Raw genomic sequence first — 14,963 nt, forward strand, 5'->3', positions numbered from 1 at the left:
CACCGGGCCGGACGACGAGAGGGGGAAGCACCGACATGCCGACCTGCCCGAACGGACACCAGTCGGTCTCCGACGACTGGTGCGAGGTCTGCGGCCATCGCATGGCCGGGGCGGGTGCGCCGGCGGGTGCCGTACCGCCGCCTCCCCCGCCGCCTCCCCCCGCGTACGGATACCCCGGCCCCGGCCGGCCCCCGGGTGCGCCCGGCGGCCCCGGTGCGCCCGGCGGTCACGCCGGCCCGGGTGGTCACGGTGCGCCGCCCGCTCCCGGCGGCTTCGGCCCCGGGGGCGACCCGAACGCGACGGCACAGGCGGAGCTCTGCCCGCAGTGCCGCACCCCGCGGGAGTACATGGCGCCGTTCTGCGAGGAGTGCCGCTGGAACTTCCTCACGAACACGGCGACCTCGTACACGCCGCTGGCCCCGCAGAACGCCCCGGCCCCGCCGCAGCAGCAGCCCGGCCCGCCGCCCGGCCTGAACCTGCCGCCGGGCTTCCAGTCCTCGCCGCCGCCGCCCGCGCAGCAGCAACCGCAGCAGCCGCAGCACCAGCAGCCGCAGGACCCGTTCGGGTACCAGGGTTCGCGGCCCTCGCAGGTGAACCGCCCGGCCGAGCCGCTCGGTGGCGATCCCACGCACCACCAGGCCCCGCCGCAGCGCCCGCAGGCGCAGCAGCAGCAGCCGCCGGCCCCGCCCGCGTACGTCCAGGCCTCCGCCCAGGCCCCGGCGCCGCCCGCGCCGCCGCAGCCGCGCGCGGACGACGACTGGGTCCTGTCCCCGCCGTCGCAGCACCAGGCCCCGCCGGCCCCGCCGCACCAGGCGCCCCCGCAGCACCAGGGCCCTCCGCACCAGGCACCCCCGCCGCCGCAGCACCAGGCGCCGCAGGGGCCTCCGCAGCACCAGGGGCCTCCGCAGCACCAGCCCCCTCAGGGCCCGCCGCAGCACCAGGGACAGCAGCAGCCCCCGCACCAGGGGCAGCAGCAGGGACAGCCGCAGCAGGGACAGCAGCAACCCCCGCAGCAGTTCCAGCCGCCGCGTCGGCCCCTGTCCTGGACCGCGGTCATCGGACCGGACCGCGACTACTTCATGGCGATGATGCAGCGCAGCGGCCCGGAGGCGACGGGTCTGAACCTGCCCGCCTACTCGCCGGCCAAGCACCTGCCGCTCCAGGGCAACCAGATCTCCATCGGCCGTCGTCGGCACTCCACCGGCGAGTCCCCCGACATCGACCTGTCGGTGCCGCCGGAGGACCCGGGCGTCTCGCACCAGCACGCGGTGCTCGTGCAGCAGCCGGACGGCTCGTGGGCGGTGGTGGACCAGAACTCCACCAACGGCACCACGGTCAACGGCGGCGAGGAGCCGATCCAGCCCTACGTCCCCGTCCAGCTCCAGGACGGCGACCGGGTGCACGTCGGCGCCTGGACGACGATCACGATCCGCCTGGGCTGATCCGCGCGCTCACGCGTCCGGCAGGGGCCAGGCGTACGGCCCTGCGGGGTCGTCGAGCCAGGACCACTGCCGGTCGCCGCTGACCGTCACCCCGAAGCGCTCCCGCTCCGGCCGCCGCTCGCGCAGCCAGAGCGAGAGCGCTTCGCGTCTGTCGAGGGTCCCGCCGACCAGTCCCCACAGGAAGCGGAAGCTCTCGTCCCCGGCCGCTTCGGGGTACGGGGCGCGTCCCGCGGCGCCCCGGAGCGCCACGAAGTACGCCGACGTCGCCAGGAACCGTCCCTCCGCGTGCGTCGCGTCGCGCACCCTCAGCAGGAGCAGCCCGGTGGAGAGCGGGGCGAGGACGAGGGCACCGGGTCGGCACTGGGCGAGCCAGGGGTACGGCACCGAGGGCACGGCGCAGGTCGCGACGATCCGGTCGTAGGGGGCGCGCTCGGCGCAGCCACGGGCGCCGTCGCCGACGATCACCGTCGGACGGTACCCGGCGGCGGCCAGATGGGTGCGGGCGGACTCGACGATCTCGTCGTCCAGGTCGAGGGTGGTGACGTGCTCCTCGCCGAGGCGGTGGCAGAGCAGCGCCGCGTGGTACCCGGTCCCGGCGCCGATCTCCAGGACGTCGTCCCCGTCGCGTACGTCCAGGGCCTGGAGCATCAGCGCCATCAGGGAGGGCTGGCTGGCGGAGGAGAGCAGTTCCCCGTCGCGTACGCGGGTGGCGAGCGCGGTGTCCTCGTACGCCCCGCTCAGCCAGCGGTCCCGCCGCTCGGGCTCCGGGTCGCCGGACCAGAGCCGCTCGTAGCCGCCGGGCCCGGGGACGTAGTAGTACGGGACGAAGAGATGGCGCGGAACATCGGCGAAGGCGTCCAGCCAGGCGGCGTCGACCGTCTCGCCGTCCGCCTCGGCCTCGCGCACGACCTCCCGCACGAGTGCCCGTCGCGCCCGTGCGCCGGCCTCGGCGAACTCGTCCCGCCACTCACCCATGCCTCCACTCTCCCGCCGCCCGGCACCCCCGGCGAGCGGTCCTGGGCCTCAGGTCCTAGGCGGGTCATCTGAGACGATGGAACGGTGAACGAGATTCCCGGGGAAACAGTGCAGGAGCAGACCTTCTACGAGCAGGTCGGCGGCGAGGAGACCTTCCGCCGCCTGGTCCACCGCTTCTACGAGGGCGTCGCGGAGGACCCGCTGCTGCGCCCGATGTACCCCGAGGAGGACCTCGGCCCCGCGGAGGAGCGGCTCGCCCTCTTCCTGATGCAGTACTGGGGCGGCCCCCGCACGTACAGCGACCACCGCGGCCACCCCCGCCTCCGGATGCGCCACGCCCCGTTCACCGTGGACCAGGCGGCCCACGACGCCTGGCTCCGCCACATGCGCTCGGCCCTGGACGGCCTGTCCCTGGCCCCGGAGCACGAGGCGGAGCTCTGGCGCTACCTGACCTACGCGGCGGCCTCGATGGTGAACACGGCCGGCTGACGTCCCCTCAGCCTCGCAAACCTGGCGCCCCCCACAGACACATTCCGGAGCCTGAGTGCCGGATAACGGTCACGATCGGATCAAGGTGGGACCGCAAGCGGTTTCCAGCGGTACGTGAGCTCTGAAAGCATCCGGAAGTAGTTTCGGGAGCGTTCGGAAAACGTTCGATTCGCGCACCGGGATCAGAGCGGCCAGGGGGATGGGTGACGGGGTTCGTATTCCTGCGTGTCAGGGCGCACCGGCTGCTGCTCGTCGCGGCGCTGCTCGCCGTGCTCCTGACCACCTCCGTCCTCGCCACCCTCGCCTCGTTCTCCGGGGCCGTCGGCGACGCGGCGCTCCAGGCCGGACTGCGCGGCCGGTCCGCGGCCGCCGCCTCGCTGCACGTGAGCGGGCAGGTGCCCGCGGACCGGCGGGCCGGCGCCGAGGAAGCCGTCCGGGAGGGGATGCGGCGGACCTTCGACGGGCTGCCGGTGACCGTACGGCGGCTCGAACGCTCGGGGCCGTACGCGCTGCCCCGGAGTCTCAAGCCGCCCGCCGCCCGCGAGGGCGACCCCGACCTCACCCACTTCGCCGCGCTCGACCGCTCGCGGCTCGCCCTCGTCCGGGGCGCCTGGCCCTCGGCCACCCGGACCGCCGGTGTGGTCGAGACGGCGCTGCCCGAAGAGGCGGCGCGGCGGCTGCGGGTCGCCCCCGGGGCCGTGCTCGACCTCGGCGACCGGCTCGACGACCGGCGGCGGGTCAAGGCCCTGATCACCGGCGTCTACCGGCCCGTCGACACCCATGACCTGTACTGGCGGCTGGATCCCGCCGGCGGCCGTGGGGTGCGGACCGTCGCGTTCACGACGTACGGGCCGCTGCTCGTCGAGCCGGCCGTCATGACCTCGGGAGCGCTGAGTCGCGGCGACACGTCCTGGCTGGGCTCCGCCGACTTCACCGGCGTCACCACCGACCGCATCGACACCCTGCGCGCCACGGCCACCGAGGGCCCGAAGGCGCTGGTCGGGGCCACCGACCGGTTCGGTACGACGGTCGCCGCGTCCACCGCGCTCCCGACCGTCCTCGAACAGACCCAGCGGGCCCTGCTCGTCTCCCGCTCCACCCTCCTGATCGTCGCCGTCCAGCTGGTGCTCCTCGCCGCGTACGCGCTGCTGCTCGTCGCCCGGCTGCTCAGCACCGAACGCGCCGCCGAGACCACGCTGCTGCGCGCCCGCGGCGGTTCACGGCGCAGGATCGCCGGTCTCGCCGCCACCGAGGCACTCCTGCTCGCCCTGCCCGCCGCGCTCGCCGCCCCGCTCCTCTCGGGACCGCTGACCCGGCTCTTCGCCGAGCGCTCCGCGTTCTCCTCCCTCGGCGTCCGGCTCGACACGACGCCGTCGCTCCAGGTGTGGCTGGTCGCCGCCGCCGTCGCCCTGTGCTGCGCGGCGGCTGTCGTCGCGCCCGCGCTCGCCGCGGGGGACGGCTCCGTCGTCCCGCTGCGCAGGGCCCGCCCGGCGGCGCTGCCCGGTCCCGTACGGGCCGGGGCGGATCTCGGTCTGCTCGCCGTCGCCGCCGTCGCGTACTGGCAGTTGCAACGTCCCTCCGCGACGGGCGGCGCCCTCGGCGCCGACGGGTCCGGCGGCGGCTCCGTCGACCCCGTGCTCGTCGTGGCACCCGCCCTCGCGCTGCTCGCCGGCACCGTCCTGACGCTGCGCCTGCTGCCGCCCGCCGCCAAGCTCGCCGAGCGGCGCGCGGCGGGCGGGCGCGGGCTCTCCGCCGCGCTCGCCGGCTGGCAGTTCAGCCGCCGGCCGTTGCGCGGCGCCGGCCCCGTCCTCCTCCTCGTCCTCGCCATGGCGATGGGCATGCTGGCCATCGGGCAGAGCGGCTCGTGGGAACGTTCGCAGCGCGACCAGGCCGACTTCCGCGCCGGCGCGGCCGTCCGCGTCCTCGGCGCGGGTCCCGGCGGCCCCACGGACACCGCGCAGCTGGCCGCCGTACCCGGTGTCCGCGCGGTGGCCCCCGCGTTCCGCAGCAGCATGGACGTGTCAGGGAAGAACGCGACCGTCCTCGTCATGGACACCCGCGACGCCGCCGCCGGCCTGCTGCTGCGCCCCGACCTCGCCGGCGTCCCCGTCCGCTCCCTGCTCGCCCCGCTCGTCCCCCCGGCCACCACCCGCGCGGGCCTCCCGCTGCCCGCCGGGACCCGCGGCCTCACCGTCGATCTGCGGCTCGCCGCGCCCACCGGCGCCGCCCAGGTCACGGCCGTCCTGGAGGACCCGAGCAGCGTCCCGTACCGGCAGGTCCTGGGGCAGCTGCCCGACGACGGCCGGACGCACCGGCTGACCCTCGACCTCGGCTCCCTGGCCTCCGCCCCCGGCGCCGGGGGGAACCGCGGCTCCGCCGGGCTCCTCACCCTCACCGGCCTGGAGGTCACGGGCCGGATCGACGACGGCGAGAACCGTACGCAGACCCTCCACGTCGAACGGTTCGGCGTCGTCCGGGCCGACGGCGGCGAGCGGGTCCACGCCCCCGGGCAGGTCCTCGCCCGCTGGGCGCACTCCTTCGGGCAGACCAAGTACGGCACGCCCACGGGCGGCAAGCCCACGCCCGGTGTTCCCGGCACCGCGGGCCCCGGCGGCCGGCCCGCCCCGTACTCCCTCTCGTTCGCGCTCACCGGCACGCCCCGCGGAGAGTTCTTCTGGGACACCGAGGAGTTCACCCTGCGGACCGCCGCGCCGGGGCCGGAGGCACCCGGTCGGGTGCCGGCCGTGGCCACCGCGGCCTTCATGGCGGCGACCGGCGCCGAGCCCGGCGAACCGATCGAGGTCTCCGTCGGCGGCGCTCGCGTCAAGGCAGTCGTCGACCGCGTCGTCGACGAACTCCCCACCACCGGCCCCGGCGCCCGGACGGTCTCGGCGACCGGCTCCGCCGCGACCCCCGACGACGGCGGCACGATCCTTCTCGACCTGGCGTCCGTCAACCGCTTCCTGGCCGCGGACACGGACACCGTCTCGACCGTGCCGCCCAACGAATGGTGGCTGGCCGTCGGACCCGGACGGGCGGACGAGGTCGCCGCGGCCCTGCGTGCCCGGCCCGACGCGGACCCCGCGCAGATCCTCGTACGCGACGAGATCGCCGCGGAGCTGCTCGGCGACCCGCTCGGCGCGGGCCCCAACGCCGCCCTGATGGGGGTCGCCGCCGCGGCCGCGGCGCTCGCCGCCGTCGGCTTCGCGGTCGGCTCGGCCGCCGCGATGCGGGAACGGTCCGCCGACTTCGGGGTGCTGCGGGCGCTCGGCACGCCACGCCGCCGCCTCGCCCGGCTGATCGCCGCGGAACAGGGCCTGCTCATCGGCATCGGCCTGCTCGTGGGCGGCGGACTCGGCACCGTCCTCGCCCGCGCCGTCGTCCCGCTCGTCGTCCTGACCGGACAGGCCACCCGGCCCGTCCCCCCGGTCCTGGTCGAACTGCCCCTCGGCCAGGTGGCGCTGCTGCTCGCCGGCGTCGCCGCGCTGCCGCTCGCCATCGTCGCGGTGATCGCCCTGCGCCCCGCCGACCCGGTCGTGACGCTGCGCCACCAGGGGGACCACTGATGCCGGCGGCGGACGAGAACCCCGAGGTGACCGGCGGGGAAGGGGAATCCCCCGAGGTGACCGGCGTGGACGGGAAGTCCCCCGCCGTGCCCCATGTACGCAGGAAGGTCCCCGCCATGCCCCCGCCGCCCCGGCCCCGGTCCGAGAAGCCCGCCCGCGCCGCCGCGCCCTGGGTGCGGACCCGGCTGCGGACCGCCCCCTGGGCCTCGGCCTTCCTCGCCCTCCTCGTCCTGGTCACCGCGTACCTCGCCGCCGCGCTCCCTCGTGCCGTGGACGCGTACGAGACCCAGAGCCTGCGGCACGACATCCGGACCGCCGCGGCCCGGAACAGCGTCCTCGAACTGACCGCCTCGCCGCCCGGACCGGAGCTCGACCCGGCCGAACGCGAGGCGGGCCTGGCCCCGGCCGTCCTCCGGGAACAGCGCGACAAGGTACGGGCCCTGGTGCCCGAGCCGCTGCGCACCGATCCGGAACAGTCCGTCCAGGGGGTCCGCACGGTCAAGCGGGTCAACGGGCTCGACCCGTGGCTGCCCCGGCCTGACGGCCTCCAGCCCGAGTTCGTGCTCTCCGCGCCGTCCGACCTGACCGGGCACGCGACACTGCGGAAGGGCCGTCTCCCCGCGGGCACGGCCCGCGCGCCGGAGGCGGTGGTGACCGCGAAGACCGCCGCGTCGCTGCGGCTGAAGCCCGGCTCCGTCGTGCACGTCCCGAGCCGGGGCATCGCGGAGCCGATCAGCGTCACGGTCACCGGGATCGTGGAGCCGCGCGGCCCCGGGAGCCCGTACTGGGCCGTCGAGCCGCTGCTCCACACCCCGGCGTTCGCCTCCAGGCAGGTGGGGCTCGAAGTCAAGCACTACTGGCAGGCGACCCTGCTCGTCTCCCCCGCCTCGGCGCCCGGTCTGCTCGCCACCACCGGCGAACCGGAGGTCTTCGTCCGCCTCATGCCCACGTACGGCCATCTCACGGGACGCGACACCGACAGGCTCGCCGCCGCGCTCGACTCGGCGGCCGCAGGACCCGCTCTCGTCAGGATGCGCCAGGTCGTGGGGCCCACCGGCGCCCTCACCACCGAACTCGACACGATCGTCGACTCGTACCGGGCGACGCGCGACGCGATCAATCCGGTCGTGGCCGTCGCCGTCTTCGGGATCGGCGCGGTCGCGGCGGTCGTCCTCGCCATGACCGGCGGGCTCTTCGTCACCCGCAGGGACGGCGAACTGGCCCTGATCCGCTCGCGCGGCGCCTCGCTCACCGGCATCGGTCTGCGGCTGCTCGGCGAGACCTCGGCGGTCGTCCTGCCGGCGACGGCGCTCGCCCTCTGGCTCGCGGTGACGACCGTACGGGCACCGGTGGCCGACGCGCCGGCCACCGGATCGGCCGGGGCCGCGGGGGCCACCGCCGGGGCGGCGGGCATCCCGCTGCTCCCCTCCCTGCTCGCCGCGTCCGCCGTCGCCCTGCTCGCCCTGCTGGTCCTGCCGCTGCGGGCGGTCGTACGGCACCGGCGCCCGCGCCTACACGGCGGGCGCGACGACCTGGTCACCGCGCGTCCCTCCGCGCGTCGTACGGTCATCGAACTCACCCTGCTGGTCCTCGCCGTGGGCGCGGTCACCTCGCTGCGGCTGCGCGGCACCGGCGACTCGGCCGACCTCCTGGTGAGCGCCGCCCCGGTACTCGTCGGCCTGATCGCCGCCACGCTCCTCATCCGGATCTACCCCGTGCCGCTGCGGTGGCTGGGCCGGCCGGTCCGCCGGCTGCGCGGGGCGGTCGGCCCGCTGGCCCTGGCCCGCGCCGGACGCTCCTCCGCCACCGGCACGCTCCCGCTGCTCGCCCTCGTCCTCGCGCTCACCACGGCGGCCTTCGGCGGCTCGGTGCTCGCCGGGGTGGCCGAGGCCCGTGACCGGGCCGCTCTCCTGGCGATCGGCGCGGACGCCCGGATCGACGGCTCGGTGGCGTGGACGCCGCTGCCGGCCGGTCTCACCGCATCGGTACGCGGTACGGCGGGGGTCCGGGACCTGGCGCCCGTGCAGATCGAGTACGGCGTGTCGCTGCCGTCCGCCCGAGCCGCGGACGAGCCGATGACCACGCTGCTCGTGGGCGTCGAGCCGGACTCGTACACCCGGCTCGCGGACCGGACCGGTACCGGCGCGTTCCCGGCGGGGCTGCTCGCGTCCACGGGGAAGGGCGGCCCTGACACGGCGGCCGACAGGCAGCGGGTGCTGCCCGCCGTCGCCTCCCCTTCGGTCGCCGCACGGCTCGGCGACGCGCCGCAGGAGATCGTGTCGGCCGCCGGGGTGTTCCGGGTCAAGGTGGTCGCGGTCCGGTCGGTGACCCCGGCCATGCCCGACACCGACTTCCTCCTCGTCAACACCGCCGACCTCACGCGCCCGGCGCCCACGACGCTGCTGGTCACGGGGCCGAGGGACGGGGCCGCGCTGCGGGCCACGGTGAAGGCGAAGTCCGGCGCCCTTCTGGTGTCGATGCGGACCGAGGAACGGGCCGGCTTCACCGACTCGCCGATCCAGTCGGGCGCCGAGCGGATCTACCTGGGCGCGATCGGCGCGGGCGCCGGTTTCGCCGTGGTGGCGGTCCTGCTCTCCCTCATGCAGAGCGCGCCCGAGCGGACCACGCTCCTCGCGCGGCTGCGGACGATGGGTCTGACCCGGAAGCAGGGACGGCGGCTGCTCGGGCTCGAAGCGGTACCGCAGGCGGTCCTCGCGGCGCTCGGCGGCATGCTGGTCGGCTGGGCGACGGTCCCGCTGCTCGCCCCGGGCATCGACCTGTTCCGGCTCGCGTTCGCGAGGGCGCCGGGGGCGGCCCCGGCGGTCGCCGCGCCGCTGCGGGCGGACCCGTGGTCGCTGGCGGTGCCCGCGCTCGCGGTCGTGCTCCTGACCGGGGCGGCGGCGGCAGGACAGGCGTGGTGGGCGGGGCGCAAGGGCTCGATCAAGGAACTCAGGGCAGGAGACGCACGATGACGAAGGCCGACGTCGAGACCCGGACCGCGAGTGCGGACCCCGCGACCCTGGAGGAGCTGGAGCGGCGGGCGACCGCGCGGCGCGACCGGCCCTCGTACGGTCATGACGCGCTCATCGCCTGCGACCGGCTGGTCCGGATCTTCACCACGGACGGGGTGGAGGTGCAGGCCCTCCAGGGGCTCGACCTGCTGGTGAAGGAGGGCGAGCTGATGGCCCTGGTCGGCGCCTCCGGCTCCGGCAAGTCGACGCTCATGAACGTCCTCGCGGGCCTGGACGTGCCGACCGCCGGAGCGGCCAGGGTCGCCGGGTGCGACCTGGTCGCGATGGACGCCAAGGCGCGGCTGCGCTACCGGCGCGAGATCGTCGGCTTCGTCTGGCAGCAGACCGCCCGCAATCTCCTCCCCTACCTGACGGCGGCGCAGAACGTGGCGCTCCCCATGCAGTTGCGGGGCCGCTCGAAGCGGAAGGCGGAACGAGCCGAGGAGCTGCTCGCCCTGCTGGACATCGCCGACGCCCGCGACCGGCGCCCGCACCAGCTCTCCGGCGGCCAGCAGCAGCGAGTGGCCATCGCGGTCGCCCTGGCCAACAACCCGGCCGTGCTCCTCGCCGACGAGCCGACGGGCGAGCTGGACTCGGCCACCGGCGAGCAGGTCTTCGCGGCGTTCCGCCGCGCCAACGACGAACTGGGCACGACGATCGTGATCGTCACCCACGACCAGGCGGTCGCCTCGGAGGTGCGCCGCACGGTCGCCATCCGCGACGGCCGCACCTCATCGGAGGTACTGCGCCGCACGGAGGTCGACGCGCAGGGCAAGGAGTCGCTGGTGGCACGGGAGTACGCGATGCTCGACCGCGCGGGCCGGCTCCAGCTGCCCGCGGAGTACACGCAGGCCCTGGGCATGGAGCACCGGGTGGCCCTGGAACTGGAGCAGGACCACATCGGGATCTGGCCGGACGACGTGGAACGCTGACGGGACGCCCGGCGTCCCCCTCTGGGGGTGGTGTCCATGTCATCGAACGCACCGAGCTCGTCGAGGAAGGCACGACGGGCCCGGTCGGCCGTGTTCCTGCCGGCGGTCGGCGCGGTCGCGCTGGCCGTCTGGGCGGCCTGGTGCTTCGGCGGCGACACGGCGCCGTCCACCACGGTCGCGGTCTCGGTCGGCGGGACGGCCATCGCCGTCGCGGGGGTGACGTACTTCCTCCTCGTCACCGGGAACGTGGGCTTCTTCGGCGCGCTCGCGCTGGCCGACGGGCTGCTCCTGACGGCGGCCGCGGTGGACCAGGCGGCCGCGCGCGGGGAGGTCGCCGCGTGCGTCGTCGTGAAGGTCACCGGGGAGCACCACGAGGCGATCTTCGACGGCGGCCTCGACACGACGCTCTACCACCACACCCTGCGCTGCCCCGGCGGCTACCCGTCGACCCTCGCGGAGGACCGCCGGATCGCCCCGGACGGCGCGACGGTCCGGGTGGCCTACGATCCGCGGCGGCGGGTGGATCCGGCGCTTGAGGGCTCGAACTCGCCGTGGCTCCCGGCGTTCCTGGCCGTGCTCACCCTGACCGCCGCGACGGCGGGGGCGAGGCACGTGAGTCGGCGGGAGAGCCGCCCGGCACCCGCGCCGAGGGGCCGCACGGGGCGCCGGAGGTAGCCCCTCAGCGGGGGGCGACGGCCAGCGACAGCGGTACGGTGCGCAGCGCGATCGAGCCGTACGGGGTGCGCAGCCGCAGCCACGGGCCTGAGGCGAACAGCGCGACCGGCGACTCCTCCCGCGTGGGCGGCAGGAAACCCAGCGACTGGGCGGCGTGCACGGCCCGCAGCGGGAGTCCGGTGGATCCCAGGGTCCGGGACCAGATCTCGTGGCCGATGCGGTCACGCTCGGCCCTGGTGCGCCGCTCCTCGGGCAGCTCCTCGTCCCGCGCCCGGAACTCGGCGACGGCCGCGGCGACCGCGGCCCGCATCTCCGCGGCGGCCGGCAGCCCGGCGACAGGCGTCCAGCCGGCGCGCGGCGGGAGCACCCCGGTCCAGGGCGGCCCGGTGACGGAGTCCGGCACGACCGCCTTGCCCGCCGACTCCTCGATGCCTTCGAGGAGCTCACCGGCGGAGACGGTGACGTCGAGCCCGACGGCGTCGACGAGCCGGGCCGTACGGATCGCGAGCACCTCGAAGGACGGCGGCCGGCCGAAGACGGCCAGCGTTCCGCCGGCCGCCTGGAGGCGGACGGCGGCGGCCCGGTCGTAGTGGACCAGCCGGCCCAGGAAGGCGGCGAGGGCCGCCGCCTCCCTGGCGTCGGCGAAGTGCAGTGGAGCGAGCACGGTCATGCGGCGACGGTCATCCCGTCGTCCACGTACTCCTCCAGGAAGCTGCGCTCCTCGGCGGTGATCCGCCGGGGGCGCTGCGCCTGCAGGTCGAAGGGCACGACGACCGTGGCCGCCCGTACGTACGTGACGTCGGGGTCCTTGATCTCGTAGGCGATCGTCAGGGACGCCGCGCCTATCTTCGTGACCCAGGACTCGATGGTCACCGGCTCGTGCCGGTGGACCAGCGGCCGCAGGTAGTCGATCTCGTGCCGGGCCACGACGGACCCGCCGGAGAACGAGGGGGAACCGTCCCCCGGCGCCAGCCGGAACATGAAGTCGATCCGCGCCTCTTCCAGGTACCGCAGGAAGACGACGTTGTTGACGTGCCCGAAGGCGTCCATGTCCGACCAGCGCAGGGGACAGCTGTAGATGTGCCTGGTCACTGACTCAGCCTCGGGTCAGCTTCTTGTACGTGGCGCGGTGCGGGCGGGCCGCGTCGGGGCCGAGGCGCTCGATCTTGTTCTTCTCGTAGGACTCGAAGTTGCCCTCGAACCAGTACCACTTCGACTCACCCTCGTACGCGAGGATGTGCGTCGCGACCCGGTCCAGGAACCAGCGGTCGTGGGAGATGACCACGGCCGCACCGGGGAACTCCAGGAGCGCGTTCTCGAGCGACGACAGGGTCTCGACGTCGAGGTCGTTGGTCGGCTCGTCGAGGAGCAGCAGGTTGCCGCCCTCCTTGAGCGTGAGCGCCAGGTTCAGGCGGTTGCGCTCACCGCCGGAGAGGACGCCGGCGGGCTTCTGCTGGTCCGGACCCTTGAAGCCGAAGGCGCTGACGTACGCGCGCGACGGCATCTCGACCTGGCCGACGTTGATGTAGTCCAGCTCGTCCGACACGACGGCCCAGAGGGTCTTCTTGGGGTCGATGTTGGCGCGGGTCTGGTCGACGTAGCTGATCTTGACCGTCTCGCCGATCTTGACCTCGCCGGAGTCCGGGGCCTCCAGGCCCTGGATCATCTTGAAGAGCGTGGTCTTGCCGGCGCCGTTCGGGCCGATGATGCCGACGATGCCGTTGCGGGGCAGGGTGAAGGACAGGTCGTCGACGAGGACCTTGTCACCGAACGCCTTGGAGAGGTTGTTGACCTCGACGACGATGGAGCCCAGACGCGGGCCCGGCGGGATCTGGATCTCCTCGAAGTCCAGCTTCCGCATCTTGTCGGCCTCGGCCGCCATCTCCTCGTAGCGGGCGAGGCGCGCCTTGGACTTGGTCTGCCGGCCCTTGGCGTTGGAGCGGACCCACTCCAGCTCTTCCTTGAGGCGCTTGGCGCGCTTCTCGTCCTTGCGGCCCTCGACCTTGAGGCGGGTGGCCTTCTTCTCCAGGTACGTGGAGTAGTTGCCCTCGTAGGGGATCGCGCGGCCGCGGTCGAGCTCGAGGATCCACTCGGCGACGTTGTTCAGGAAGTACCGGTCGTGCGTGACGGCGACGACGGCGCCCGCGTACTTCGAGAGGTGCTGCTCCAGCCAGTTCACCGACTCGGCGTCGAGGTGGTTGGTGGGCTCGTCGAGGAGGAGCAGGTCCGGTGCCTCGATCAGCAGCTTGCAGAGCGCGACGCGGCGCTTCTCGCCACCGGAGAGGTTGGTGACCGGCCAGTCGCCGGGCGGGCAGCCCAGGGCGTCCATGGCCTGCTCGAGCTGCGCGTCGAGGTCCCAGGCGTTGGCGTGGTCCAGGTCCTCCTGGAGCTTGCCCATCTCGTCCATGAGCGCGTCCGAGTAGTCGGTCGCCATGAGCTCGGCGACCTCGTTGAAGCGCTTGAGCTTCCCCATGATCTCGGCGGCGCCGTCCTGGACGTTCTCCAGGACCGTCTTGGCCTCGTCCAGCTTCGGCTCCTGCATGAGGATGCCGACGCTGTAGCCGGGCGACAGGAAGGCGTCACCGTTGGACGGCTGCTCAAGGCCCGCCATGATCTTCAGAACGGTGGACTTACCGGCACCGTTCGGGCCGACCACACCGATCTTCGCACCCGGCAGGAAGCTCAGCGTCACGTCATCGAGGATGACCTTGTCGCCGTGCGCCTTGCGCGTCTTGCGCATCGTGTAGATGTACTCAGCCAAGAGAAACCGTCCGGCTAGGAGTGAGTGGGCAGATACACCCCATCTTGCCTGACCGCCACCCCCGGGAGCGAACCAGTAGGTGAGGAGCCCGCTGACCTGCGCGTTCCCGGGTCACCCTCGTGGCCGACCTGTCACCGTTGGTCGCCACTGGTCACCCCTGAGCCCCCTCGCACGGCCCAGAGACGGCCCGACCGCCACCGCCACTCCGCCACCGCTCCCCCTAGGGCAACCACCAACAGAAGCGGCAATCAAGACCAGCGAGGATCTTGCAGACAGTTAGAGGCAGGGCCGCCTTCCGAGCGGTACCTTCCTGCTGCACTCGCAGCGCATCAACCGCCGCGAAGGGCACCTCCACAAGAGATGCCACATGCACTGAATTGCCTTTTATTTGGAATCGTCGGAGGGGACTTGGAATGCCGGACGTGCTGGACGGACGTGCCTTCAATCTGGCCACGATCGTCATCGCGACCCTCGCGCTAATTCTCGGAATCGTCGGAGTGATCTACGCGCGGCGCGCCCTTTTTCCGCCAAAGCGCGAGATCACTTACGCGATCGAAAGCGCGCCATTGATGAACGAAACGAGCACTCTTCAGCACGGCGTCTCAGTGGTACACAACGGCGTCACCATTCGCGACCCCCACATGTTTACCCTTCGCCTGACGAACACAGGTAGGCACGCTGTGGCCAGCGACTACTTCGATCAGGCACGGCCTCTCGCTTTCGATCTCGGAACGCCGATCCTGGAAACCACTACCACCTTTGGCGGTCGATACAGCACGCAAGGAAGCGTCATCAGTTTTGGGCCAGATCTCTTGGCGAGCAAGCAAAGCATCTCCTTCACTGCCCTTACAGAGGGTCGCCCCGATGTCCAGGTTCAGGAATACTTGATCGACACGAAGCTGCGGAAACTTGTAGACCAAAACCTGACACCTCGCACTGTTGTAATTCACGCACCGAGCCTATTTGCCGCCGTCGCAGCCTCAGTGTCAGCAGTGCTGTCACTTCTTTCGCTCGGTTAATACTCCAGCTGTAGATCGTGATCTTGATCGCGGTGCGGCCGCCGCGCGTTGAGCGGCCTCATGCTGGGATGGGCGTCTCGCGGGTCATTTGCT

General features: G+C 73.6%; 11 protein-coding genes. 7 read left to right on the plus strand and 4 right to left on the minus strand.

The window, feature by feature from the left end:
* Window positions 1-35 precede the first annotated feature (35 nt).
* On the plus strand, window positions 36-1,442 hold the full coding sequence (locus IO20_RS0107355; protein WP_030555665.1) for an FHA domain-containing protein: 1,407 nt from the start codon (window positions 36-38) through the stop codon (window positions 1,440-1,442).
* Window positions 1,443-1,451: 9 nt separating this feature from the next.
* Here the strand turns inward: IO20_RS0107355 and IO20_RS0107360 are convergent, their stop codons facing one another.
* A complete protein-coding gene (locus IO20_RS0107360) occupies window positions 1,452-2,417 on the minus strand; it encodes a methyltransferase domain-containing protein (protein ID WP_030555666.1) in 966 nt (321 codons plus the stop codon).
* A gap of 84 nt (window positions 2,418-2,501) precedes the next feature.
* Between IO20_RS0107360 and IO20_RS0107365 the strand changes: the two genes are divergently transcribed.
* From IO20_RS0107365 to IO20_RS0107385, 5 genes are all read left to right on the plus strand, one after another.
* Window positions 2,502-2,906: a globin gene (locus IO20_RS0107365; RefSeq protein ID WP_030555667.1), complete on the plus strand. Its 405-nt coding sequence runs from the start codon at window positions 2,502-2,504 to the stop codon at window positions 2,904-2,906.
* A gap of 203 nt (window positions 2,907-3,109) precedes the next feature.
* Window positions 3,110-6,472 (plus strand): FtsX-like permease family protein, encoded by a 3,363-nt coding sequence (locus IO20_RS0107370; RefSeq protein ID WP_030555669.1) that lies wholly within the window; start codon window positions 3,110-3,112, stop codon window positions 6,470-6,472.
* A 116-nt stretch (window positions 6,473-6,588) separates the two neighbouring features.
* Window positions 6,589-9,444, plus strand: a complete 2,856-nt coding sequence (locus IO20_RS0107375) for an FtsX-like permease family protein (protein ID WP_030555671.1) — start codon at window positions 6,589-6,591, stop codon at window positions 9,442-9,444.
* A complete protein-coding gene (locus tag IO20_RS0107380) occupies window positions 9,441-10,415 on the plus strand; it encodes an ABC transporter ATP-binding protein (RefSeq protein WP_030555673.1) in 975 nt (324 codons plus the stop codon). The genes IO20_RS0107375 and IO20_RS0107380 overlap by 4 nt, the downstream gene beginning before the upstream one ends.
* Before the next feature lie 36 nt (window positions 10,416-10,451).
* Window positions 10,452-11,090, plus strand: a complete 639-nt coding sequence (locus tag IO20_RS0107385; protein WP_157850746.1) for a hypothetical protein — start codon at window positions 10,452-10,454, stop codon at window positions 11,088-11,090.
* Between the two features lie 4 nt (window positions 11,091-11,094).
* On the opposite strand, the gene IO20_RS0107390 is transcribed toward IO20_RS0107385, so the two are convergent.
* From IO20_RS0107390 to ettA, 3 genes are read right to left on the minus strand one after another with little or no spacing between them, the layout of a single operon-like run.
* Complete coding sequence (locus IO20_RS0107390) at window positions 11,095-11,760, minus strand: DUF8010 domain-containing protein (RefSeq protein WP_030555677.1); 666 nt, start codon at window positions 11,758-11,760, stop codon at window positions 11,095-11,097.
* Complete coding sequence (locus IO20_RS0107395; RefSeq protein ID WP_030555678.1) at window positions 11,757-12,182, minus strand: acyl-CoA thioesterase; 426 nt, start codon at window positions 12,180-12,182, stop codon at window positions 11,757-11,759. Before IO20_RS0107395 ends, IO20_RS0107390 begins: the two co-directional genes overlap by 4 nt.
* 4 nt (window positions 12,183-12,186) lie before the next feature.
* Window positions 12,187-13,851, minus strand: a complete 1,665-nt coding sequence (ettA, locus tag IO20_RS0107400; protein ID WP_030219429.1) for an energy-dependent translational throttle protein EttA — start codon at window positions 13,849-13,851, stop codon at window positions 12,187-12,189.
* A gap of 413 nt (window positions 13,852-14,264) precedes the next feature.
* Here ettA and IO20_RS0107405 point away from each other — a divergent pair, with 413 nt between their 5' ends.
* Window positions 14,265-14,870: a hypothetical protein gene (locus IO20_RS0107405; RefSeq protein WP_030555680.1), complete on the plus strand. Its 606-nt coding sequence runs from the start codon at window positions 14,265-14,267 to the stop codon at window positions 14,868-14,870.
* The last annotated feature ends 93 nt before the right edge of the window (window positions 14,871-14,963 follow it).

Source organism: Streptomyces exfoliatus, from assembly GCF_000725545.1.
Classification (GTDB): domain Bacteria; phylum Actinomycetota; class Actinomycetes; order Streptomycetales; family Streptomycetaceae; genus Streptomyces; species Streptomyces exfoliatus.